Genomic DNA, 21,312 nt, shown 5'->3' on the forward strand with positions numbered 1-21,312 from the left:
CGACGAAGCAATCCAGAAATCGAAAGAGTGGATTGCTTCGCTTCGCTCGCAATGACGCGCAGAATTAGCCTAGCAACGGCCCCCAGGCTGGGTCTGACGCATAGGATGGCGTCGGCACCTTGAATTCGGCGCGGCCGAAAACGTCGATCATGAAAATATGCGGCCCGGATTCGCCGCCCGGGTCGCGGAAGAACATCAGGAACAGACCGTTGGGCGCCCAGGTCGGGCCCTCGTTGTGGAAGCCTTCGGTGAGGATGCGCTCGCCCGAACCGTCCGGTTTCATGACACCGATGGCAAAGGTGCTGGTCTTCTGCTTGGTGAAGGCGATGTAGTCGCCCTTCGGCGACCAGACCGGCGTCGAATACGACCCTTCTCCGAACGAGATGCGCTGCGCGTCCCCGCCCGAGGCCGGCATGACGTAGATTTGCTGACTGCCGCCACGGTCGGACTCGAAGACGATCTGCGAACCGTCCGGCGAGAACGAGGGCGCGGTGTCGATGGACGACGAATTCGACAGCCGCGTCGATGCGTGCGAGGCGATATTCATCTCGTAGATGTTGGTGACGCCGTTCTCCTCCAGCGACAGGACGACGTTCTGCCCGTTCGGCGAGAAGCGCGGCGAAAATTCCATGCCGGGGAAATTGCCGACGACCTGCCTCTGGCCGGTCTCGATATTGAGCAGCAGCACTTTCGGATCGCCGGCGCCGAACGCCATATAGGTGATCTGCTGCGAGGACGGCGAGAAGCGCGGCGTGACGACGAGGTCCTGTCCGCCCGTCAGATAGCGCACATTGGCGCCGTCCTGATCCATGATCGCAAGGCGCTTGCGGCGGTTCTCCGCCGGGCCGGTTTCATCGACGAATGCGACGCGCGTATCGAAAAAGCCCTTCTCGCCGGTGATGCGCGAGAAGATCGCATCCGAGATGATATGTGCGACGCGGCGGGAATTGTTGGGATCGGTGACATATTGCTGGCCCGCGACCTGCGCACCGGAATTCACGTCCCAGAGACGGAACTCGGTCTGCAGCCGGCCCCCATCGCCCGCGCCGCTGCGCCCGGTGACGACGAATTGCGTATCGATCGCCTTCCAGCCGTCGAACTGCGGCGCCTGGTCGGGGTTGCTGATCTGCTGCGGGAAACGGCCGGGATCGACCGGCGCGAGAAAGACCGAGCGGCTGAAATTATTACTGATGATCGACGCGATATTCGGCCCCGCATCGCCGGCGAATTGCGTCACCGCGACATTGACCGGCTTGAAATTGCTGCCCGGCTTGACGTTGAAATATTGGTCCTGCGCAAAGCTGCTCCGCGGGAGCAGGAGGCTGGACGCGACTCCGGCAAGAAGCCCGGAGGCAGTACGCCGCGTGAGAATAAGAGGCATGAATGGGTCCGCTGGTTGGCGTCGAGCTATGAATGAAAATTGCGGCGATCAAAGGGAAACGGCCTCGCGTCGAGGCGCAAGGCGCGCGGGCTACATCGTATCGTCTTCGAACCGGACGATTCGATTCCTCCACTCGTCGTAATAGGGCTTGAAGCGATCCGGCACCGGCAGCGGATCGCATTTGCGCACCGCGCGCATGGCGCTATCCGCCAGCGCCTGCCAGGACGGATCGTCCGGCGGGTTGAGCAATGTCGGGTCGGCCGCGAGCGAGCCGTCGAGATTCAGCGGCACGCGGATTTCCGGCACATATTTCGGCCCCTGCGGCACCGTTATCGGCTGAATCCAGCAGCCCTGGAACTGGTCCTGGAACCAGCCTTCCATGGCCGCTTGAAGCGACGGTGACATGCGCGGCGCGCTCGCGGTCGGCGAGCCGAGCGAGGCAAGCTGCTGCAGCCGCGCGCCGGTGGAGGCGCGGCGGGACGGCGCCTCGTGGCTCAGCAGCCGGCTGATGTCGTCGGCATCGAAGTGGCGCGGCGGATCGTGCGTGTCGTCGCCCGACTTCGGCTTGCTGGCATGATGCTCATGCACCTTGGAGGGCTTCGGCGGGGCATCGTCCAGCAATTTGGCGATCTGGTCCGGCTTGAACTGCGGCGGCTTCTGCGCCTCGACCTTGGGCGGCGGCGGTTTCTTCGGCAGAATCTTGGGCCGCGGCGGCGGCAACGGTTCGTCCGCCGTCGTATCCGGTGGCGGCTTGGCCTCGATGGGTGGCACCGGGAGCAGCTTGGCCGCTGGCGGCGGCGGCGCGGCGGCGTCAGCGGGCGGCTTCGGCGGCTCGACCTTGTCGTCCTGGCCCGGATCGGCGATGCGCTTCAGCGGCGGCGGCGGTGTCGGCACGTCGCGCTTGGCATCGGCGATCGGCGGCTTGGGCTTTAAGTCCTCGGTCGTGGCGACCTGATCGACATGCGGATGCTCTTGCACCGTCTTCGCCGACTTGTCGCCCTTGACGATCTGATTGACGTCGGAATCGGTCACGAGATCGACCGGCACCGTCTCCTGCACGTCATCGAATTTCGGACTATATGAAAAGGAGATGAGCATCGCCGCGAGCAGAGCCACATGCGCGGCGCCCGAAGCGATATATCCGGGTTTTCCCGATGCATCATCCATCGCGGCTCAATTGCCCAGTTGCTCTTGCGCTCAGTTGCTCTTGACCGGCTCTGTGACGAGGGCGACCTTTTTGTAGCCGGCAGTGGTAATCAGCGACATGACTTCGGCGATCTTGCCGTAACTCACGTCGTTGGAGCCGCGCACATAGATCCGCTCGTCGAAGCCGTCCTTGGCGGCCTCTTTCAGCTTGTCGACGAGTTGGTCCATCGTCACCGGCTCGTCCATCACGAAGATCGCACCCTTCTCGTCGATCGCCACCGACAGCGGCTTCTGATCGAGATTGAGCGCGGACGCCTTGGTGTGCGGCAGATCAATCGGCACGCCCGTCGCGAGCAGCGGCGCGGCGACCATGAAAATGATGAGCAGCACGAGCATGACGTCGATGAACGGCGTCATGTTGATGTCGGCCATCGCCTTGTACCGCGGGACGCCGCGACGACGGCGACCGCCACCCCGGCCTTGCGCGACGGACATACCCATGCGCTGTTCTCCTTATCAAACGGCCCGCCGCAGAGCGGGCGCAAATTATGCCGCGCGATCGCGCGCGCCGTGCTGATCGATCTGACGCGACAGGATCGATGAAAATTCGTCGGCGAAGCCTTCGAGCCGCGCCTGCTTCTTGGCGACGTCGCCCTGCAGCTTGTTGTAGGCGATGAGCGCCGGGATGGCGGCAAAGAGGCCAATGGCGGTGGCGAACAGGGCTTCGGCGATGCCGGGCGCGACAACCGCGAGCGAGGTATTCTTCGACGCCGCGATCGAGCGAAACGACGTCATGATGCCCCAGACCGTGCCGAACAGGCCGACGAACGGGCCCGCCGAGGCGACAGTGGCGAGGACCAGCAGATGCGATTCGAGCTTCTCGACCTCGCGGGCAATCGACACGTCGAGCACTTTTTCGACGCGCGTCTGCAGGCCCATGAACGAACTCGCCGTGGATTGCACCGAGCGTTTCCATTCGTGCATGGCGGCAACGAAGAGCGTCGCCATGCCGGTCGTCGGCCGCGAGGAGAGGTTGGCGTAAAGCTCCTCAAGCGAGTTGCCCGACCAGAAGACTTGCTCGAAACGGTCCATCGCCCGCTGCACTTTGGCGAAGAGCAGCGTCTTGTTGATGATGATGGCCCAGCACCAGACCGATGCGCCGAGCAGGCCGAGCATGACGATCTTCACGACGATATGCGCCGAGAGGAACATGCTCCAGAGTGAGACTTCCGTTGCTGGCGAGGCAACCGCTGCAGCGACATCAGTAGGGTTCATTCAGTTACGTCCTTGCAAAGCAGCGGTCGAAATGGCCGAAATCATCTACGGGCCCCGATGCGCCAGAAACCGGGGCGGCACCCCGGCCACGCCAAAACCGCTCAAAGACTGTCCAACGGGCGGTTCAAAAGCTTCGGGAGAATGCCTTTGATAAATCGGAACTTCTTGATCGGACCGGCGGTTAACTCACTCCTCCCCCGGAATTCCGTCATTTCTTGGGCTTCCGGCCGGTCCATGTCACTAAAATGCGACGCATTTAGTTGAGCCATCAGCACCGTTAAGAATGGGTTACGAAGCGCCGCGACGGGTCCCGCAGGCGGCATTTTCGCAAAACCCGTGCCTATGGCCGGCTTGGGTGCGCCAATTTGGCAAGAATCTCGCCCGGCAGCCGCTGCGCCCGGCCAGCCGCGACCGCGGCGACCCGCACATCGGCCGTCACCAGAAGCTCGTCACCACGCAAAATCCGCTGCGCCATGTCGATCGAGGCGCCGCCCATCCTGGCGACATGCGTCTCCACGCTGATGAGATCGTCCATCAGCGCCGCCTTGAGATAATCGACGCTGAGCCGCCGCACAGCGAAGGCGAGCGGCGCCGGACCGGCGAACAGCGCCGACTGATCGACCCCGCAGGCGCGCAGGAACTCGGTGCGGCCGCGCTCCAGAAAGCGCAGATAGGCGACATGCTGGACAACACCGGAGAAATCCGTGTCCTCGTAATAGATGCGGACCGGCAGGCGATGCAGGCGGGGAATTTCGGGCATGGGCGGGATGATCCGGGCGATCGGACGATGCCGATTCGGTTTTTGCTCTTCTGGAAACTTATGGTACCGTAAAGAAACTCTCTCTCTTAGCAAACTGCCCGGTGGCGCAAGCAATGTACAGCAGCATCACCCAAGACATTCAGGTCACAGTCGAACCGGAATTTGTTCCGGAGCGCTCGGACGCGGAACAGGCGACGTTTTTCTGGGCCTATACTGTCGAAATCGCCAACCAGGGCGATCAAACCGTGCAATTAACTGCCCGGCACTGGAGAATCATGGACGGCAACGGCCGGACGGAAGAAGTGCTCGGCACCGGCGTCGTCGGCGAGCAGCCTGTCCTCAAGCCGGGCGAAAGCTTCCGTTACACATCCGGTTGCCCCCTTTCGACGCCATCGGGCATCATGACCGGCACCTACCGCATGGTGGCGGAAAACGGCGAAGTCTTCGAGGCGGAAATCCCCGTCTTCTCGCTCGATTCGCCCTATGTGGTCCGGGTTTTGAATTAACGCAGCTTTCTCCGGGCCGTCCGGCAGCGCCGCTTTGCGCGGCTGCTTTTTCATTGATCATTGGAGACATCGTGTCAGACCGCCGCATCGATTCCACCGACAGGCTTGCGGCGACACTCGACATGCTGGCGCGGCTCGCAGCGTTCGACACCGAGAGCGTGAAATCCAACCTGCCGCTCATTGCCGATGTCGAGCACTATCTGCAAGCTCATGGCGTCGATTACGTCAAAGTGCCGAATGCGGCGGGCGACAAGGCGGCGCTGTTCGCCACCATCGGCCCGAGCATCGACGGCGGTGTCATCCTCTCCGGCCATACGGATTGCGTGCCCGTCGCCGGACAGACCTGGACATCCGACCCGTTCACGCTCCGCCGCGACGGCAGCCGCGTTTACGCGCGCGGCGCTTGCGACATGAAGGGCTTCGACGCGCTCTGCCTGGCGATGGTGCCGGAATTCCAGCGCGCCGATCTCAAGCGGCCGATTCATATCCTGCTCAGCTACGACGAGGAGATCGGCTGCCGTGGCCCGCTCGATACGATCGCGCGATTCGGCGTTGATCTGCCGCGCCCCGGCATCGCCATCGTCGGCGAGCCCTCGCTGATGGAGGTCGCCGACGCGCACAAGAGCATCACCACCTATCGCACGATCGTGCATGGCCATGAGGCCCATTCCTCGAAAGCCTATCTCGGCACAAGTGCGATCGAAGTCGCCTGCGCGCTGATCAACGAGCTTTACAGTCTCGCCGATGAGCTCAAGACCGATGGCGATCCGAGCGGCCGCTTCGATCCGCCGTTTTCGTCGATCCATGTCGGCATCATTCACGGCGGCACGGCGCGCAACATTCTCGCCAAGGAATGCACGTTCGATTGGGAATTTCGCGGCCTGCCGAATGTCGCCTATGATACCGCCGTCGATCACATGAATGCGCAGATCGAGCGGATCGTCGCCGCCAAGGCGCCCGATCCGACGAAGCGCGCGAGCGTCGAAACACACGCGCATCATCCGGTGCCGGGCCTCAATCCGGCGCCCGGTTCGGCGGCGGAAAGCCTGGCGCTGAAGCTCAGCCGCCGCAACGCGACGATCACCGTCTCCTATGCCAGCGAGGCAGGGCAATTCCAGCAGGCCGGAATCCCGACCGTCATCTGCGGGCCGGGCTCGATCGACCAGGCGCATCAGCCGGACGAATATATCGAGATTGCGCAGCTCGCCGCGGGCGTCGAATTCATGCGCCGGCTCGTCACGGAATTGAGCTGAGCTGCGCGCGCTCCGCGCTAAACCCGCTTCGCCAGAAACGTCATATGGATCTGGTTATGGCCGATGTTGCGGTCGGCGCGGCGCGTCTCGAAGCCGTGCGTCGCGAGCAGCCGCTGCATGTCCGGGATTGCGAAGGTCGTGAATCCGACGCGCGGGCGGCGCGGGCGGCCACGTGAAACTGCGCCGCGTAATGCGGCGAGGAGAAAGCCGCCGCGATAGGCATATTCGACGAGCGCCCAGGATTCGCTCAGTGGATCGGCATGGGGCGGGATGACATCAGCAACGACGAGCCGTCCGCCGAGCCGCAATTTCGCCGCGGCGAAATCCACCGCCACTGTGCATTGCGCCGGCGTGAGATGCTGGAACAGCGCATTGAACAGAACCATGTCCAGAGACGCCTCCGGCAGCGCCTGCACCTGCGCTTCGGTCAGGATTTTGATCCGCGGATTGGACGCATGGCGCTGGCGCAGCGCCGCCTGAATCTTCGGTGCCGGATCGTAAAGGTAGAGTCGCGCGCAATGTTCTGCGATCAGCGTCGCGGCGGGGGCTTCGCCACAGCCATAATCGAGCACCGCCGCCTCCGGCGCGGGAATTTGCGCCGCGATCGCCTTGGCGACATCGTCATAATAGGCGGCGGGATAGCGGCCGCTAACGCGACCAGCCCGACCGCCGCCAAATAAGTCACGCCAACTCATGACTCGCGCCGATGCTTACCCAAAAAGCCTCTCAATCCGCGTGCGGACACTTCAGAACCTCGACAGTCACATGACTGAGGCCCGGCAGATCGGCCAGTTGCGCCTTGTGCTCCTCCGCCGGCCGCGGATTCGCGCTGACGATCGTTGCCATCGCCGCGCGATGGCCGGGCCCGACGCGCCACAGATGCAGATCGCTGACGAAATCGCCGTTCGTTTCCAATCGGGACCGAATCGTCTCCTTCAACTTTTCGTCCGGCGTCATATCGAGCAAAACGGCGCCGGCGGCGCGCAAAAGCCCATAGGACCAGCTCAGGATAACAACCATGCCGACGAGGCCGATGGCCGGATCGAGCCAGACCCAGCCGAAGGCGCGTGCGAGCAGCAAGGCGGCAACGACGAGAATCGAGACCGCCGCATCGGCGATGACATGCACATAGGCCGAGCGCAGGTTCAGATCCTGGTCGGCAGGCGCATGATCGTGGTGATCGTCGGCGTGATCATGCGCGGCGTGAGAATGGTCATGAACGTGATCCACACCGTGATCATGGCCATGCGAATGATCATGCGAATCGCGCAGGAGCCAGGCGCTCGCGATATTGACGGCGAGGCCGAGCGCGGCGAGGGTCAGCGCCTCGGTATAATGGATCGGCTCGGGAGCGAAGAATCGCTCAAGGCTCTCGTAGCCGATGAAGAGCGCCACAATGGCCAGCGCGAGACCGCTGGCGAAGGCGGCAAGATCGCCGACCTTGCCCGTGCCGAAGGCAAAGCGCGGGTCTTCCGCGTGACGGCGTGCGTAATAATAGGCGAAGGCGGAGACGCCGAGCGCGGCCGCATGGGTCGACATATGCAGACCGTCGGCGATCAGCGCCATGGAGCCGAAGACGGCGCCGCCGATGATCTCGCCGATCATCATCGCCACGGTCAGCACGACGACGGCAAGCGTGCGCCGCTCGTTGGCGGCGTGCTGCGCGCCAAGGAAGACGTGTGGATGGCTCAGTCCATCGCTCGCGTGATCGTGCATGGTCCTCCTCCGCCGCTCAGGGTTTCAGAAACACATAGATATCGACAGCCAGATATGGATCTTCAGCGCTGGTCAAAGGGGTCAGATATTCCTCGATGAAGAAATCCTGCGCCTCAAGGCTCTTTTCGTCGAGATAGGCGGTGATGAGATCATAGGTCGAATCGATGTCGTCATAGGCGCCGCGATGCTGAAATTTGATCGCTTTTCCGGCGGGCGAGGCGCCAATCGCCACTCCATCCGTAAGCGTCGCCTTTGAGCCGGGAGCGAGCGGGAGCATGGCCGTGAAGCCGAAGCCATTGTCGTCCTCCTGGGTGAAGACCGCAATCGGCGCGCCGATGATCTTAAGGCCCGCTTTCTCGGCCGCCGCCTTCACCCGCGCCTCGGTATCCTTGACGACCTTGAAGCCCTCGTCCCATTTGGCCTTGGCCGTGAGTTCCGCCACAGTCCGCGCGGGCACGTCGAGCATGACGGTCGCGGAATCGCTCGGCACGCCCGGCGCGCCCTGATCCGGCTCGTTCGGCCCGGGCGTGGACGACAATCCGGGCGGCGGACCGGGCGGGGGCGCCCCGGCAGGCGGCGGCTGCACTGGCTTTGCCGCCGGCGACTGAGCGGGCGGTGACGGGCTGGCGGGAGATTGCGCGCCGGGTTGCGGCTTCGCCGCCGGGTTGGGCGGCGATGTCTGTATCTGCGCCCGGGCCGGCAGGGCGGCCGTGGCCAGCCCAGCCGCGAGAGCGAACCCCGCCCAAAAACCCCTCATCCGCCCGTCTCCGTGCGCAAATCCGCCACTGACGCTGCCGCGCGCGGCAAATCCTTGGCCTCCGTCGGAGCTTTGTCCTATATGAAGCGCAAACTTATGGCGAGTTGACCCGATGCATCCTTTAGCACGCAGACTGGTGACGAAGATGAACGGCATCGGCAACGAGATCGTCCTTCTCGACCTGCGCGACTCGCCTTATGAACTCGACGCCCGGAGCGTGCGCGCCATCGCTCAGGCGCCGGACCTCGCCTTCGACCAATTGATGGTGTTGCATGCGCCGGTTTCCGCCGGCACCGAAGCCTATGTGCGCATCTACAATCGCGACGGCAGCGAGGCCGGAGCCTGCGGCAACGGCACGCGCTGCGTCGCCTGGACCCTGATGCAGGATACGCCGCACGAGACGCTGCGGGTCGAGACGCTGAACGGCATCCTCGTCTGTGAACGCAAGGGGGAGCGGCGCTTCTCGGTCGAGATGGGCCGGCCCAGGTTCGGCTGGCAGGACATCCCGCTCTCCGGACCCGTCCCGGACACGGCGGCGATCCCCTTCCCGATCGGCCCGGGCGGCACGCCGCTGCTCGCCGCCGCGGTCAATGTCGGCAATCCGCACGCCGTCTTCCTCGTCGACGATCTCGACGCTTACGATCTTTCGGTCCTCGGCCCCGCGCTCGAGCATGACGCGATCTTCCCCGAGCGGGCGAATATCTCCTTCGCTCAGGTGCGCGAGCGCAACCATATCGTCGTGCGCGTCTGGGAGCGCGGCGCGGGTCTGACCTATGCCTGCGGCTCGGCCGCCTGCGCCGTTCTGGTCGCGGCGGTGCGCCGGGGCCTCGCCGAGCGCAACGCTGTCATCAGCCTGCCCGGCGGCGATCTTCATGTCACCTGGCGCCAAAGCGACGATCAGGTGGTTCTGGCGGGCCCGGTCGAACTGGAATTCAAGGCGATCCTGGAATCCCGCTGGTTTGAGGACGCGGCAGCGTGAGGCCCACGTCGCGGGCCAAGATCGAAGTCGTGAATTTCGGCTGCCGGCTCAACCTCGTCGAAGGCGACGCCATGCGCCGCGCCGCCGAGGCGGCGGGACGCGAGAATCTCGTCATCGTCAATACCTGTGCGGTCACCGCCGAGGCGGCACGCCAAGCGCGCCAGACGATCCGCCGGCTGAAGCGCGAGGCGCCGGAGCGCACGATCATCGTTACCGGCTGCGCGGCGCAGATCGCGCCGCAGACTTTCGCCGCAATGCCCGAAGTCGCGCAAGTGCTTGGCAATGCGGAAAAGCTCGCCGCGGAGGCGTTCCGGCCCAGCGCGGCGGGGCGAATCGCCGTCGGCAATATTTTCGCCGCGTCAGCCGTGCCGCCGGCGCGCGGCGCCGTCGAGGATCACACCCGCGCCTTTCTCGCCATCCAGACCGGCTGCGACCATCGCTGCACCTTCTGCATCATTCCCTATGGACGCGGCGCTTCGCGCTCGACCCCGGTAGACGCCATCCTCGCCGCCGCTGAAAATTGCGTTGCGCAGGGCTTTCAGGAGATTGTGCTGACCGGCGTCGATCTTACCGCCTATGGCCGCGACATCGATGGACGGCCCGGCCTCGGCCGGCTCGTAAGCGCCATTCTCGAATCCGTGCCCGGCCTCGCACGGCTGCGGCTCTCCTCGATCGATTGCATCGAGGCGGACGACGCTTTACTCGACGCGATCGCCCGCGAGAAGCGGCTGATGCCGCACCTGCATCTCTCCTTGCAGGCCGGCAGCGACATGATCCTCAAGCGGATGAAGCGCCGCCACGCCCGCGCCGACGCAGTGCGCTTCTGCGCGGAGATTCGTGCCGCGCGGCCGGATATGGTCTTCGGCGCCGACCTCATCGCCGGATTTCCAACCGAGACGGACGAAATGTTCGCCGAGACTTTGGCGCTGGTCGAAGATTGCGGGCTGACGCATCTCCATGTCTTTCCGTTTTCGCCGCGGCCCGGCACCCCGGCGGCACTGATGCCGCAACTCCCGCCGGACATGATCGCCGCCCGGGCGAAGGCTTTGCGGCAGGCGGGCGAGGCCGCCTTGCGGCGTCACCTCGACGCGCATATGGGCAAAACCTTGACCGTGCTGACCGAGCGCGGCGGCACCGCGCGGGCGGAGGATTTCACCAAGGTGCGCGTCGGCGACGGCCTAGTGGGGCGCTTGATCGATGTCGAGATCGCCGGCCACGACGGAAAATACTTGACCATTCAAGGCGATCTCACAACTAAACCAAAGCTTCGCGAAGCTTCATGAGTTGATAAGCAAATGGTATGAAGAGTTGTAAATTAATAAATACCTGCTCGCGCGTTGGGGCTTTTGCCCCGTTTGGATGACCTGCATCATTTCGCGCTGAACGCAATACTAACTGTATAAAATTGAGGTTCGTATGCAGATTTTCAAAATCTTTTTTTGGCTCCAGCTCAGGCACTATGCTGTCCAGATTTTTCTGAAATTTCTTGATCTTAGTTCCGATGAATACGTCGCCGTTTAAAGACGTGAATTTAGCAGCATAGCGTGATGAATTGCCCGCGACCTCTAGAACTCTGAGAAACTCCGCCTCCGCTGCAACTCCTAGCATTACGCAGGTCGAAAGCCGACAATCCGCATAAAATGCCGCAACCGCCTCCTCCAGGTATTGCATGGTTTCAGAAGCAATATCGCCCGCCTGATCTCGGACGAGGGAGGTATACGATGTCACGTCATGAAATCGGTATGTATCGTTAGCTTTGAGTATTTTTTCCCCAAAATGACTAAGCCTAAACCACGGCCATGCCGGATTAGATTCGTTCAATCCCAAAGTTATTACACCTTGGCGAAATAAATCCCAAAATACGTCGCGTACAAGCTCAGCATCGTCCGGATGTAGTTTATTGCTCCCTTCGTAAAGGGTTCTTCCGCGAGAAGGCGCTTTGCGACGAGCAAAAACATCCTCAACGCTCCGAACAAGACTGATCCATTGTTCAGGCGCGTATTGGACCCATTCACGTTTTGTAAGCACGTCAACGACCACTTGTCTGATTTCTTCATAGGAATGCGGAGAGTCGTCCGGGTGCATGTGAAGCTCAAATTATTCTTAGGCCAAATGTTCCGCATCGTGACGAATAATAAGTTCGCCGTAAAGCCAATTTGGCTTTACGGCGAGTTATGCTAGGGCGTGGAAAACTCGTTGGACAATTCTATGTCACAAAAACTGCTTCCCATCGCCCGCGCGCTCATCTCCGTCTCCGACAAGACCGGGCTGATCGATTTCGCCAGCGCGCTCGCTGCCCGCAATGTCGAGATCGTCTCGACGGGCGGAACGCATCGGGCGCTCGTCGCCGCCGGGATCGCCGCGCGCGACGTGTCGGAATTAACCGGCTTCCCCGAAATGATGGATGGCCGCGTGAAGACGCTGCACCCCAAAGTGCACGGCGGCCTGCTCGCGATCCGCGAAAATCCCGAGCACGAGGCGGCGATGCTGGCGCATGGCATCGCGCCGATCGATCTGCTCGTCGTCAATCTCTACCCGTTCGAGGCGACGGTGGCGAAAGGCGCGGACTTCGACGAATGCGTCGAGAATATCGATATCGGCGGCCCGGCGATGATCCGCGCCGCCTCGAAGAATTTCGACTCCGTCAGCGTCGTTGTCGATGTCGCCGATTATGCGCGTCTCCTCGCCGAGCTCGACGCGCAAGGCGGCAAGACGCGCCTCGCCTTCCGCCGCGCCTTGGCGCAGAAGGCTTTCGCCCGCACCGCGGTCTATGATTCCGGCATTTCCAACTGGCTTGCGGCGCAGATCGGTGAGGCGGCGCCGGATTATCGCGGCTTCGGCGGCCATAAGCTCGAAACGCTGCGCTATGGCGAAAACCCGCATCAGGCGGCGGCCTTCTATGCCAACGAGCAGCCGAGTTTCGGCCTCGCCACGGCGAAGCAGATCCAGGGCAAGCAGCTTTCCTACAACAATGTCGGCGACACCGATGCCGCGCTCGAACTTGTCAGCGAGTTTGAGCCTGCAAGGACGGCGGCGGTTGCGATCATCAAGCACGCCAATCCCTGCGGCGTCGCGCAGGCGGCGAACCTCACGGAGGCCTATCGTCTTGCCTTGCGCAGCGATCCCGTCTCGGCCTTCGGCGGCATCATCGCACTGAACCGCACGCTCGACGCCGAGACCGCGCGCGAGATCATAAAAATCTTCACCGAGGTCATCATCGCTCCCGATGCGAGCGAGGAGGCGCGCGCGATCATCGCGACGAAGCTCAATCTGCGCCTGCTCCTGACCGGCGGCCTGCCCGACCCGCGCCGGCAGGAATTGACGTTCCGCTCGGTCAACGGCGGCTTCCTGGTGCAGGGCCGCGATAATGCCCTCGTCGACGACATGGAGTTGAAGGTCGTCACCAAGCGGGCGCCAAGCGCCGCCGAGCTTGAAGATCTCAAATTCGCCTTCCGCGTCGCCAAGCATGTCAAGTCGAACGCCATCGTTTATGCCAAGGGCGGCGCGACGGTCGGCATCGGCGCGGGACAGATGAGCCGAGTCGATTCCTCGCGCATCGCCGCGCAGAAGGCGCTCGAAGCCGCGCAGACCGCAGGACTTTCAGAAAGTCTGGCGAAGGGTTCGGTCGTCGCCTCGGACGCTTTCTTCCCCTTCGCCGACGGTCTGCTGGCGGCGGCGGACGCGGGCGCGACGGCGGTGATCCAGCCCGGCGGCTCGTTGCGCGACAGCGAAGTGATCGAAGCGGCGGACGCGGCCGGACTTGCCATGGTCTTCACCGGCACCCGGCATTTCAGGCACTAGCGAGTTCAGGATGCCGAATTCGAAATACGCTGCCTACGAACCCGTCAAACCTTACTTCGATCTCGTCCGGGGCGCGCTCGGCGACCTGGTCGATGGCGCGCACTTTTTCGATATCGTTTCCGACGATGTCGTTTACGAGGTTCTCTACGACTTCCCCGGCTGGCCCCGCATTATCCGGGGACGTGCCGATCTGATGGCACGGTTCGCCGGCTATGCCGACAACATCAGGATCGAGGCTGCAGACAGACTGATCGCCCACAAGACGGACGACGGCCGTGTCGTTGTCATCGAATATGAAGTCCACGGGACAATCCTCGCGACACGCGTGAAATATAACAATCGCTTCGCCTCGATCATCAGGATTGAAGACCGGAAAATCGCGCACTGGAGAGATTACATGGACTCTCTTGCGGCGTGGAACGCGCTGATGGCGCCCGCTCGCTAAGGCAATAACGGAAGCGGAAGCGTCCTAAATCTTCCGGCCCATCGCCAGGAATTTGTCGGCGCGGGATTCGCGCAGCGCGTCGGGCGAGAGGTTGCCGAGGCTTTCGAGCGCCGCGGCGATGGCGTTGCCGGTCGAGGCAATGGCCGTGGCGGGGTCGCGATGCGCGCCGCCGATCGGCTCCGAAATGATTGTGTCGATGATACCGAATCGCAGCAGATCCTGCGCGGTGATTTTCATGTTCGTCGCCGCGTCCTGCGCCTTGGCCGCGTCGCGCCAGAGGATCGAGGCCGAGGCCTCGGGCGAGGCGACGGTGTAGATCGCATGCTCCAGCATCAGCACGCGATTGCAGGCGGCGATGGCGATGGCGCCGCCCGAGCCGCCCTCGCCGATGACGACCGCGACATTGGCAACACCGAGGGACAGGGTTTTATCGGTCGAGCGGGCGATGGCTTCGGCTTGGCCGCGCTCCTCGGCATCGACGCCGGGAAAAGCGCCCGCCGTATCGACCAGCGAGATGACCGGCAGGGAAAAGCGTTCGGCCAATTCCATCAGCCGCACCGCCTTGCGATAGCCCTCCGGCCGGGCCATGCCGAAATTACGCTTGAGGCGCGACTCGGTGTCGTTGCCCTTCTCCTGGCCGATGACGCAGACGGGCGTGCCGCGAAACCGTGCGAAGCCGCCGACGATGGCAGCATCCTCGCCGAACAGGCGATCGCCCGAAAGCGGCGTGAAATCGCTGGTCAGCCCGGCAATGAAATCGGCGCAATGCGGACGCTGCGGATGGCGCGCGACAAGCGTCTTCTGCCAGGGCGTGAGATTGGCATAAAGATCGGCGAGCGCCTTCTCGGCCCTAATTTCAAGCCGCGTCAGATCCTCGCTCTCGACATTGTCGCCGTCGGCGACGAGCGCGCGCAATTCCTCGACCTTGGTGTCGAGTTCGGCAACGGGCTTTTCGAAATCGAGATAGCTACGCATGAACGCCCTGGGGGCCAAGATCAAGATGTGATCGATTCCAAAGATTTGGGGCGGGATCTGTGCGCATCCCACCCCGAAAGGCCGGGGAAACTCCCCTATTTCGAAGGTTCAAGTCAAGAAAGATGGTGGCCACCACGGCGCAACGCAAAGGACCGGCAAAAAGATGCTTAATTCCGCCGCGTGGCTCAGTCGAAGAGGCTGGAGACACTTTCTTCCTTCGCCGTGCGGGCGATCGCCTCGCCGATCAAGGGTGCGATCGGCAGAACACGGATGTTATTCGTCAGCAGAACCGCTTCGGTCGGCGCGATCGTATCGGTAACGACCAGTTCCTTGAGCGAGGAGCCGCTGATCCGCGCCACCGCGCCGCCGGAGAGCACGCCGTGGGTGATATAGGCATAGACGTCTTTGGCACCCTGGGCGAGGAGCGCATCGGCGGCGTTGCAGAGGGTGCCGCCCGAATCGACGATATCGTCGACGAGGATGCAGGTCTTGCCCCGGACATGGCCGATGACGTTCATCACCTCGGATTCGCCGGGCCGTTCGCGGCGTTTGTCGACGATGGCGAGCGGCGCATCAATGCGCTTGGCAAGCGCCCGCGCCCGCACCACGCCGCCGACATCAGGGGAAACGACCATGACATTCTTCAGATCGTTGCGTTCCTTGATGTCGCGGACCATGACCGGCGCGGCGAAAAGATTGTCGGTCGGGATGTCGAAGAAGCCCTGAATCTGGCCGGCATGGAGATCGACCGTCAGAACGCGGTCGGCGCCAGCGCGGCTGATGAGATTGGCGACGAGCTTGGCCGAGATCGGCGTGCGCGGCCCCGGTTTGCGGTCCTGACGGGCATAGCCGAAATAGGGGATAACGGCGGTGATGCGCCGGGCAGAGGCGCGGCGCAGCGCGTCGGTCATGATCAGCACTTCCATGAGGTGATCATTGGCCGGGAACGAGGTCGACTGGACGATGAACGTGTCCTGCCCGCGCACGTTCTCCTGAATCTCGACGAAGATCTCCATATCGGCGAAGCGCCGGACCTGACACTTGGTCAGGGGCACGCCGATATAGGTCGCGATCGCCGTGCTCAGCGCGAGATTGGAATTGCCGGCGAGGATTTTCATAGGAATTGACATTGGCGGATGAGGCCCGCTGGATCCACTCTAAATTCCGCTTCTCAGCGTGCCCGCGTCCATGTCTCGCCGCCGCAAGCACCGCCACCCGGCACACAGCCCTGGACGCGCAGTGTGGTCGCGCTCGCGAGCGAGACGGTAATCGTATAGGTCTGGCCGTCCTGCGCATTGTAGCTGTAACCCGACCAGGCGTTCGGGCCGGTGGCGCGCAAGGCGTAGAGAACCTCGATGCCGAGCACCGTGCGGTTGCGCTTGCGCGGATCGGGATTGTGAATGTCCTTGCCGGCCGGGGTGATCGTCGTCGCGATATTGCCACAGAAGGCCGCGCCACAACGGTGGACGCGGATCGTCGCCGTGCCATCGGCGACCCGCCATTCGCCCTGCGGCGAAGGACCGGCGAAAGCCGCCGGCGAAGCGAGAAGCAGACTGGTCAAACAAAGCGGGCGCGCAATCTGCGAAAAATTCATGGGGGTCCTCGTGGTTGAACTCACTTGGCGGCCGTTCGCGGCCGGTGGGACGCCGCAAACGACACAATTGGGGGAGTGCTTATCGCATCGGGGGGAGGCTGGCTAGCGTTGAGCGGTCACTCCGTCGCCGTTGCCCGGGGACGCAGCCGCCACTGCCGGGGAAGCGGGGGCGGTCGCCGCCACGACGGTCCGGCCGTCTGGCGGGGCCGGGGGCGCATTCGTGGCAACTTGCGGCGCCGTCTCCCCGGGGGCCGCCGGTGCCGCATTGGCAGCAATGGCTTCCGGCGTATTGGTCATGACCGCAGCGAGATCGGCCGCGCTTTTCGCCGCCACGGCGGCGAGAGCATCGTCGCCGACCAGGGACCAGGAATCCGGCGCCTGGCCGCGAATGAGAACCTCGTCCTCAACGCGCTGCGTGCGCTGCTTTTTCGAATCGAAAACGTCGAGGACATAGGCGACGGCCGTCGTACCGTCGCCCTCGGGATAGGCGCTCAGATAGGCGCGCACGAGATAATTCGGATCATCGGCTGCGGCGACCGATACATCGCTTCGTTTGGCGGCGTCGACGAACAACGCCTGAAACTTGTCGTCGAGACCGCCCGGAGCGCCGCCGATGCTGGCCACCCCCACCGTCGCGCCTGCGGGGCTGACGTTCGGCCTCCGGGCGATGTTGTCAGAAGGAGGCGCGGCCGGCTGCGGCGGGGCTTGCGCGGTATCTTCGACGCAACCTCCGAGGCCGAGGCCGCAGGCGAGCGCCGCGCCGATCAGCCAGCCGCGGGCGGGGCCGGCCGGACGTCGAACGCAGGCGCGCGCGTCAAAGCTTCGATCCATATCGCCTCAATGTCAGGCCGCCTATGCAACCACCCCTCGCCCGGAACAGCGGGCGTGCCATCGCTGGCCCAAATTGGGCCTCAGGCTCGGCTCAACAGCTAACCCGATTTTAACCGCAGGTCCAGACGCAGCGGCAGGGCGTTGGAAACCGGCCTGCGATCATCATGTTACCGCAATTGCGCGGTGTCCCCAATGGCGCGATGGATGCTGAAATGCGGACCAAATCCGGCTTTCCCTCGCCGTCCGGGCCGCCTACATCTGAGGCGATGACACCCCGAGACAATTCCGAAACGCCGGAGACTCCTAGCCCCGAAAATCCGGCCGCCGAACCCCTCCCGGCGGAGCCGGCGATCCTGCTCGACGAATCGGCGGACCCGGCGCTTCGCCGCGGCGTCGATGTCATCAAGGCCAACTGGAAGCACGCGCCGCTCGGCCCCGGCGTCTACCGCATGCTCGGCGCCGATGGCGAGGTGCTTTATGTCGGCAAGGCCAGGAGCGTGCGCAAGCGCATTGCGAGCTACATGCGGCTCGGCGGCCATACCAACCGCATCGCCCGGATGATCTCGCTGACCGCCGAAATGGTCTTCGTCTCGACCGAGACTGAGACCGAGGCGCTGCTGCTCGAAACCAATTACATCAAGCAGATGAAGCCGCGCTTCAACGTCCTGATGCGCGACGACAAGTCGTTCCCTTACATCTTCATCAGCGGCGACCATTCGGCGCCGCAGATCATGAAGCACCGGGGTTCGCGCGAACGGAAGGGCGACTATTTCGGCCCCTTCGCCAGCGTCTGGGCGGTGAACCGCACCTTGAACGCGCTGGAGCGCGCCTTTCTCCTGCGCTCCTGCACCGATTCCTATTTTGCCAACCGCACGCGACCGTGCCTGCTGCATCAGATCAAGCGCTGCGCCGCGCCCTGCACCGGCGAGATCGGGTTGGCGGATTACGCCGCTTTGGTCGGGGAAGCCCGCGCCTTTCTCTCCGGCAAGAGCCGCGCGGTACGCGACATGCTGGCGAAGGAGATGAACGAAGCCGCCGAAGTGCTCGACTACGAGCGCGCGGCGCGGCTGCGCGACCGTATCTCCGCGCTCTCCAACATCCAGGGCGCGCAAGGCATCAATCCGCATTCGGTCGAGGAGGCGGATGTCTTCGCCATCGCCGAGGAGGCGGGGCAGTTCTGCGTCGAGGTCTTCTTCTTCCGCACCTATCAGAACTGGGGCAACCGCGCCTATTTCCCGCGTGCCGACAAGAGCCTCAGCCAGAGTGAAGTGCTCGATGCTTTCCTCGCGCAATTCTATGCCGACAAACCGGCTGCGCGGCTTCTCCTGCTCTCGCACGAGATCGAGGATCGCGAGCTTCTGGAGCGGGCGCTGTCCGAGCGCGCCGGCCATCGCATAGAGGTCGCCGTGCCGCAGCGAGGCGAGAAGAAAGACCTCGTCGATCACGCGACGCAGAACGCCCGTGAGACTCTCGGCCGCAAATTGGCCGAGGGCGCGAGCCAGGAGAAATTGCTCGCCGGTCTGGCGGCCGCCTTCGGCATCGAGGATACGCTGCGGCGTATCGAGGTCTACGACAATTCCCACATCATGGGCACGAATGCCGTCGGCGCGATGATCGTCGCCGGGCCGGAAGGCTTCATGAAGACGCATTACCGCACCTTCAACATCAAGGGCGAGGATTTAACGCCGGGCGATGATTTCGGCATGATGCGCGAGGTGCTGCGCCGCCGCTTCACCCGCCTCGCCAAGGAGGATGAAGGCGCCAACCAGGATCCCGACGCCTTTCCGCAGCGCCCCGATCTCGTCCTGATCGACGGCGGCAAGGGCCAGTTCGAGGCAGCCCGGACAGTGCTCGCCGATCTTGGCATCAACGATGTCGCGATCGTCGCCATCGCCAAGGGGCTCGACCGCGAGGCGGGGCGCGAGACGTTTTTCGTCGAAGGCAAAGAGCCATTCCGGTTGCCGCCGCGCGACCCGGCGCTCTATTTCGTCGAGCGGCTGCGCGACGAGGCGCATCGCTTCGCCATCGGCACCCACCGCGCCCGCCGCAAGAAGGAATTCACCCGCAGCCCGCTCGACGAGATCGCCGGCGTCGGACCGGCGCGGAAACGGGCATTGTTACAGGCGTTCGGCACGGCCAAGGCCGTCTCACGCGCCGGCCTCGCCGATCTCGAAAAAGTCGACGGCATCAATTCGGCAACGGCAAAGCTCGTCTACGATTTCTTCCACGGCGAACGGGCGTGACCGGCCCCGCCTGCCCCGGGCGGGAAAGGATGTGGTCCCTCTCCCGGCTTTGTGCGTGCCCTTTCTATTGACCTTTCGCGCCGCGGCATGTTCCCTCCCGGCATGGCCGTTTTTACTTTCGCGCGTGGCTCAAGCCGGCGCTTCAATCTGCCCAATCTCCTGACCTATGGGCGGGTCGCGGCCGTGCCCGTCGTCGTCGGCTGCCTGTTCTGGCCGGAGGTCGCCGCAGCGCGCTGGGCGGCGCTGGCGATTTTCGTCCTCGCCGGCATCAGCGATTTCCTCGACGGCTATCTCGCCCGCGCGCTGGCGCAGCAATCTTCGCTCGGGCGCATGCTCGATCCGATCGCCGACAAATTGCTCGTCTCCGCCGTCCTGCTGATGCTCGCCGCCGATCATACGATTGCCAGCTTTTCGCTCTGGGCGGCGATCATCATCCTGTGCCGCGAAATTCTCGTGTCCGGCCTGCGCGAATTTCTGGCCGAGTTGAAAGTCTCGCTGCCGGTCAGCCGCGTGGCAAAGTGGAAGACGACTCTGCAGCTCGTGGCGCTTGGCTTTCTCATTGCCGGGCCGGCCGCCGAGCCCTATCTGCCCGGCACGACGAGGATCGGCCTCGGCCTGCTCTGGGTCTCGGCCATCCTGACGCTCTATACCGGCTGGGATTATTTCACGGCGGGCGTAAAGCACCTCCTAGATCATGATGATTTCGGATCGAAGCGACCCGAAATCATGAACGCGATCGATTCTCATAATTTAGAGCGGGATTTACGCGAAAATCCGGTATCCACTTTTTCGCATCCCGCTCTAGACGGGGACGAAAAGCCATGAAGGCGCGCTATTTCGCCTGGGTGCGGGAACGCGTCGGCCTCACCGAGGAGGAGATCGCGCCGCCGGCCTCCGTCGCGACCGTCGCCGATCTCATCGTCTGGCTGAAGCAGCGCGGCGAGAATTATGCGACAGCCTTCGCCAACGAAGCCACGATCCGCACGGCACTCGACCGCCAGCATGTGAAGCCGGGCACGCCGCTCGCCAATGCGGCGGAAGTCGCCTTCTTTCCGCCGATGACGGGCGGCTGAGATGACGCGGCGCGTCTTGCGCACTCACTTGCGCGTTCAAGAGACGCCTTTCGATGCTGCGGCAGAGACGGCGGCGTTGGGGCTCGGCCCCGAGAGCGGCGCGCTCGTCACCTTCACCGGGCTCTGCCGCGACGAAGGCGGCAGGCTCGCGGCGCTTGAGATCGAATGCTATCCGGAAATGGCGGAAGCCGAAATCGCCCGCGTCGCGGCCGAGGCCGGAAGCCGCTGGCCGCTCGACGCGCTGCTCATTGTTCACCGCTATGGGCTGATCCGCGCCGGGGAAGCGATCGTCCTCGTCGCGACCGCCAGCGCACATCGCGCCGCAGCCTTCGAGGCAGCGCAATTCCTGATGGATTACCTCAAGACCCGCGCGCCGTTCTGGAAGAAGCAGCACGGCCGTGATGGCCGTGCCGGTGAATGGATCGCGCCGCGCGAGGAAGACGAAGCCGCGGCGGAGAAGTGGACGCAGAACATCCCCTCTCCCCGCCCGCGGGGAGAGGGTTAGGGTGAGGGGCTTGGGCGCTCCCGGCGTCCTTGTTTTCAGCGCATCATCTGATCCGAAAAGTCTGCAACCTTT

The 21,312-nt window shown here is 63.6% G+C and carries 22 protein-coding genes and 1 pseudogene; 10 read left to right on the forward strand and 13 right to left on the reverse strand.

Going from position 1 to position 21,312, the window contains the following annotated elements:
- Positions 1 to 64: 64 nt before the first annotated feature.
- The 5 genes from tolB to ybgC form a co-directional block, all read right to left on the reverse strand.
- Positions 65 to 1,381, reverse strand: coding sequence for a Tol-Pal system beta propeller repeat protein TolB (tolB, locus tag CWB41_RS02920; protein ID WP_115837363.1), 1,317 nt, complete (start codon positions 1,379 to 1,381; stop codon positions 65 to 67).
- Positions 1,382 to 1,471: 90 nt separating this feature from the next.
- A complete protein-coding gene (locus CWB41_RS02925; protein WP_115837362.1) occupies positions 1,472 to 2,548 on the reverse strand; it encodes a cell envelope biogenesis protein TolA in 1,077 nt (358 codons plus the stop codon).
- A 30-nt stretch (positions 2,549 to 2,578) separates the two neighbouring features.
- Positions 2,579 to 3,028: an ExbD/TolR family protein gene (locus CWB41_RS02930; protein ID WP_115837361.1), complete on the reverse strand. Its 450-nt coding sequence runs from the start codon at positions 3,026 to 3,028 to the stop codon at positions 2,579 to 2,581.
- 45 nt (positions 3,029 to 3,073) lie between these two features.
- Positions 3,074 to 3,802, reverse strand: a complete 729-nt coding sequence (gene tolQ / locus CWB41_RS02935) for a protein TolQ (protein ID WP_115837360.1) — start codon at positions 3,800 to 3,802, stop codon at positions 3,074 to 3,076.
- Positions 3,803 to 4,142: 340 nt separating this feature from the next.
- A complete protein-coding gene (gene ybgC, locus CWB41_RS02940; RefSeq protein WP_115837359.1) occupies positions 4,143 to 4,562 on the reverse strand; it encodes a tol-pal system-associated acyl-CoA thioesterase in 420 nt (139 codons plus the stop codon).
- A 113-nt stretch (positions 4,563 to 4,675) separates the two neighbouring features.
- Here ybgC and apaG point away from each other — a divergent pair, with 113 nt between their 5' ends.
- Together apaG and argE are read left to right on the forward strand one after the other, a co-directional pair.
- A complete protein-coding gene (gene apaG, locus CWB41_RS02945) occupies positions 4,676 to 5,068 on the forward strand; it encodes a Co2+/Mg2+ efflux protein ApaG (protein WP_115837358.1) in 393 nt (130 codons plus the stop codon).
- A 122-nt stretch (positions 5,069 to 5,190) separates the two neighbouring features.
- Positions 5,191 to 6,321, forward strand: coding sequence for an acetylornithine deacetylase (argE, locus tag CWB41_RS02950; RefSeq protein WP_115837424.1), 1,131 nt, complete (start codon positions 5,191 to 5,193; stop codon positions 6,319 to 6,321).
- Between the two features lie 17 nt (positions 6,322 to 6,338).
- Here argE and CWB41_RS02955 read toward each other — a convergent pair whose 3' ends face one another.
- The 3 genes from CWB41_RS02955 to CWB41_RS02965 are packed head-to-tail and all read right to left on the reverse strand — an operon-like array spanning position 6,339 to position 8,794.
- A complete protein-coding gene (locus tag CWB41_RS02955) occupies positions 6,339 to 7,016 on the reverse strand; it encodes a class I SAM-dependent methyltransferase (protein ID WP_115837357.1) in 678 nt (225 codons plus the stop codon).
- A gap of 31 nt (positions 7,017 to 7,047) precedes the next feature.
- Positions 7,048 to 8,037 (reverse strand): CDF family Co(II)/Ni(II) efflux transporter DmeF, encoded by a 990-nt coding sequence (gene dmeF, locus CWB41_RS02960; RefSeq protein WP_115837356.1) that lies wholly within the window; start codon positions 8,035 to 8,037, stop codon positions 7,048 to 7,050.
- A gap of 16 nt (positions 8,038 to 8,053) precedes the next feature.
- The gene (locus tag CWB41_RS02965; RefSeq protein ID WP_115837355.1) at positions 8,054 to 8,794 is read right to left on the reverse strand and encodes a GyrI-like domain-containing protein; all 741 of its coding nucleotides are present in this window, start codon (positions 8,792 to 8,794) and stop codon (positions 8,054 to 8,056) included.
- A gap of 112 nt (positions 8,795 to 8,906) precedes the next feature.
- Between CWB41_RS02965 and dapF the strand changes: the two genes are divergently transcribed.
- Positions 8,907 to 9,773 carry a diaminopimelate epimerase gene (gene dapF / locus CWB41_RS02970; protein WP_115837354.1) on the forward strand — a complete coding sequence of 289 codons (867 nt, stop codon included), beginning with the start codon at positions 8,907 to 8,909 and terminating at the stop codon, positions 9,771 to 9,773.
- Between the two features lie 71 nt (positions 9,774 to 9,844).
- Positions 9,845 to 11,056 carry a tRNA (N(6)-L-threonylcarbamoyladenosine(37)-C(2))-methylthiotransferase MtaB gene (gene mtaB, locus CWB41_RS02975; RefSeq protein WP_245411337.1) on the forward strand — a complete coding sequence of 404 codons (1,212 nt, stop codon included), beginning with the start codon at positions 9,845 to 9,847 and terminating at the stop codon, positions 11,054 to 11,056.
- On the opposite strand, the gene CWB41_RS02980 is transcribed toward mtaB, so the two are convergent.
- On the reverse strand, positions 11,028 to 11,858 hold the full coding sequence (locus CWB41_RS02980) for a hypothetical protein (RefSeq protein ID WP_129396383.1): 831 nt from the start codon (positions 11,856 to 11,858) through the stop codon (positions 11,028 to 11,030). The genes mtaB and CWB41_RS02980 overlap by 29 nt on opposite strands.
- Positions 11,859 to 11,981: 123 nt before the next feature.
- Here CWB41_RS02980 and purH point away from each other — a divergent pair, with 123 nt between their 5' ends.
- Together purH and CWB41_RS02990 are read left to right on the forward strand one after the other, a co-directional pair.
- Positions 11,982 to 13,574: a bifunctional phosphoribosylaminoimidazolecarboxamide formyltransferase/IMP cyclohydrolase gene (purH, locus tag CWB41_RS02985; protein WP_115837351.1), complete on the forward strand. Its 1,593-nt coding sequence runs from the start codon at positions 11,982 to 11,984 to the stop codon at positions 13,572 to 13,574.
- 10 nt (positions 13,575 to 13,584) lie between these two features.
- The gene (locus CWB41_RS02990; RefSeq protein ID WP_115837350.1) at positions 13,585 to 14,019 is read left to right on the forward strand and encodes a nuclear transport factor 2 family protein; all 435 of its coding nucleotides are present in this window, start codon (positions 13,585 to 13,587) and stop codon (positions 14,017 to 14,019) included.
- A gap of 24 nt (positions 14,020 to 14,043) precedes the next feature.
- On the opposite strand, the gene CWB41_RS02995 is transcribed toward CWB41_RS02990, so the two are convergent.
- The 4 genes from CWB41_RS02995 to CWB41_RS16095 form a co-directional block, all read right to left on the reverse strand.
- Positions 14,044 to 14,994, reverse strand: a complete 951-nt coding sequence (locus CWB41_RS02995; protein WP_115837349.1) for an acetyl-CoA carboxylase carboxyltransferase subunit alpha — start codon at positions 14,992 to 14,994, stop codon at positions 14,044 to 14,046.
- Positions 14,995 to 15,179: 185 nt separating this feature from the next.
- Positions 15,180 to 16,112 (reverse strand): ribose-phosphate pyrophosphokinase, encoded by a 933-nt coding sequence (locus CWB41_RS03000; protein WP_115837348.1) that lies wholly within the window; start codon positions 16,110 to 16,112, stop codon positions 15,180 to 15,182.
- A gap of 53 nt (positions 16,113 to 16,165) precedes the next feature.
- Positions 16,166 to 16,588: a DUF2147 domain-containing protein gene (locus tag CWB41_RS03005; protein WP_115837347.1), complete on the reverse strand. Its 423-nt coding sequence runs from the start codon at positions 16,586 to 16,588 to the stop codon at positions 16,166 to 16,168.
- Positions 16,589 to 16,690: 102 nt separating this feature from the next.
- Positions 16,691 to 17,419, reverse strand: a complete 729-nt coding sequence (locus CWB41_RS16095; protein WP_165203948.1) for a hypothetical protein — start codon at positions 17,417 to 17,419, stop codon at positions 16,691 to 16,693.
- Positions 17,420 to 17,685: 266 nt separating this feature from the next.
- Here CWB41_RS16095 and uvrC point away from each other — a divergent pair, with 266 nt between their 5' ends.
- The 4 genes and pseudogenes from uvrC to CWB41_RS03025 all read left to right on the forward strand — a co-directional run bounded on the left by uvrC (position 17,686) and on the right by CWB41_RS03025 (position 21,240).
- Entirely contained in the window at positions 17,686 to 19,662 is a 1,977-nt protein-coding gene (gene uvrC, locus CWB41_RS03010) for an excinuclease ABC subunit UvrC (protein WP_115837345.1), read from the forward strand.
- Between the two features lie 102 nt (positions 19,663 to 19,764).
- Positions 19,765 to 20,355, forward strand: a pseudogene (gene pgsA / locus CWB41_RS03015) (CDP-diacylglycerol--glycerol-3-phosphate 3-phosphatidyltransferase); the annotation flags it as partial.
- 128 nt (positions 20,356 to 20,483) lie between these two features.
- Complete coding sequence (gene moaD, locus CWB41_RS03020; protein WP_115837343.1) at positions 20,484 to 20,735, forward strand: molybdopterin converting factor subunit 1; 252 nt, start codon at positions 20,484 to 20,486, stop codon at positions 20,733 to 20,735.
- A gap of 1 nt (position 20,736) precedes the next feature.
- A complete protein-coding gene (locus CWB41_RS03025) occupies positions 20,737 to 21,240 on the forward strand; it encodes a molybdenum cofactor biosynthesis protein MoaE (RefSeq protein WP_181902982.1) in 504 nt (167 codons plus the stop codon).
- The last annotated feature ends 72 nt before the right edge of the window (positions 21,241 to 21,312 follow it).

The organism is Methylovirgula ligni, from assembly GCF_004135935.1.
Lineage (GTDB): Bacteria > Pseudomonadota > Alphaproteobacteria > Rhizobiales > Beijerinckiaceae > Methylovirgula > Methylovirgula ligni.

Coding starts and splice junctions, on each gene's coding strand:
- tolB (WP_115837363.1), bottom strand. CDS start 1,381: ATGCCTCTTATTCTCACGCGGCGTACTGCCTCCGGGCTTCTTGCCGGA.
- CWB41_RS02925 (WP_115837362.1), bottom strand. CDS start 2,548: ATGGATGATGCATCGGGAAAACCCGGATATATCGCTTCGGGCGCCGCG.
- CWB41_RS02930 (WP_115837361.1), bottom strand. CDS start 3,028: ATGGGTATGTCCGTCGCGCAAGGCCGGGGTGGCGGTCGCCGTCGTCGC.
- tolQ (WP_115837360.1), bottom strand. CDS start 3,802: ATGAACCCTACTGATGTCGCTGCAGCGGTTGCCTCGCCAGCAACGGAA.
- ybgC (WP_115837359.1), bottom strand. CDS start 4,562: ATGCCCGAAATTCCCCGCCTGCATCGCCTGCCGGTCCGCATCTATTAC.
- apaG (WP_115837358.1), top strand. CDS start 4,676: ATGTACAGCAGCATCACCCAAGACATTCAGGTCACAGTCGAACCGGAA.
- argE (WP_115837424.1), top strand. CDS start 5,191: ATGCTGGCGCGGCTCGCAGCGTTCGACACCGAGAGCGTGAAATCCAAC.
- CWB41_RS02955 (WP_115837357.1), bottom strand. CDS start 7,016: ATGAGTTGGCGTGACTTATTTGGCGGCGGTCGGGCTGGTCGCGTTAGC.
- dmeF (WP_115837356.1), bottom strand. CDS start 8,037: ATGCACGATCACGCGAGCGATGGACTGAGCCATCCACACGTCTTCCTT.
- CWB41_RS02965 (WP_115837355.1), bottom strand. CDS start 8,794: ATGAGGGGTTTTTGGGCGGGGTTCGCTCTCGCGGCTGGGCTGGCCACG.
- dapF (WP_115837354.1), top strand. CDS start 8,907: ATGCATCCTTTAGCACGCAGACTGGTGACGAAGATGAACGGCATCGGC.
- mtaB (WP_245411337.1), top strand. CDS start 9,845: ATGCGCCGCGCCGCCGAGGCGGCGGGACGCGAGAATCTCGTCATCGTC.
- CWB41_RS02980 (WP_129396383.1), bottom strand. CDS start 11,858: ATGCACCCGGACGACTCTCCGCATTCCTATGAAGAAATCAGACAAGTG.
- purH (WP_115837351.1), top strand. CDS start 11,982: ATGTCACAAAAACTGCTTCCCATCGCCCGCGCGCTCATCTCCGTCTCC.
- CWB41_RS02990 (WP_115837350.1), top strand. CDS start 13,585: ATGCCGAATTCGAAATACGCTGCCTACGAACCCGTCAAACCTTACTTC.
- CWB41_RS02995 (WP_115837349.1), bottom strand. CDS start 14,994: ATGCGTAGCTATCTCGATTTCGAAAAGCCCGTTGCCGAACTCGACACC.
- CWB41_RS03000 (WP_115837348.1), bottom strand. CDS start 16,112: ATGAAAATCCTCGCCGGCAATTCCAATCTCGCGCTGAGCACGGCGATC.
- CWB41_RS03005 (WP_115837347.1), bottom strand. CDS start 16,588: ATGAATTTTTCGCAGATTGCGCGCCCGCTTTGTTTGACCAGTCTGCTT.
- CWB41_RS16095 (WP_165203948.1), bottom strand. CDS start 17,419: ATGGATCGAAGCTTTGACGCGCGCGCCTGCGTTCGACGTCCGGCCGGC.
- uvrC (WP_115837345.1), top strand. CDS start 17,686: ATGACACCCCGAGACAATTCCGAAACGCCGGAGACTCCTAGCCCCGAA.
- moaD (WP_115837343.1), top strand. CDS start 20,484: ATGAAGGCGCGCTATTTCGCCTGGGTGCGGGAACGCGTCGGCCTCACC.
- CWB41_RS03025 (WP_181902982.1), top strand. CDS start 20,737: ATGACGCGGCGCGTCTTGCGCACTCACTTGCGCGTTCAAGAGACGCCT.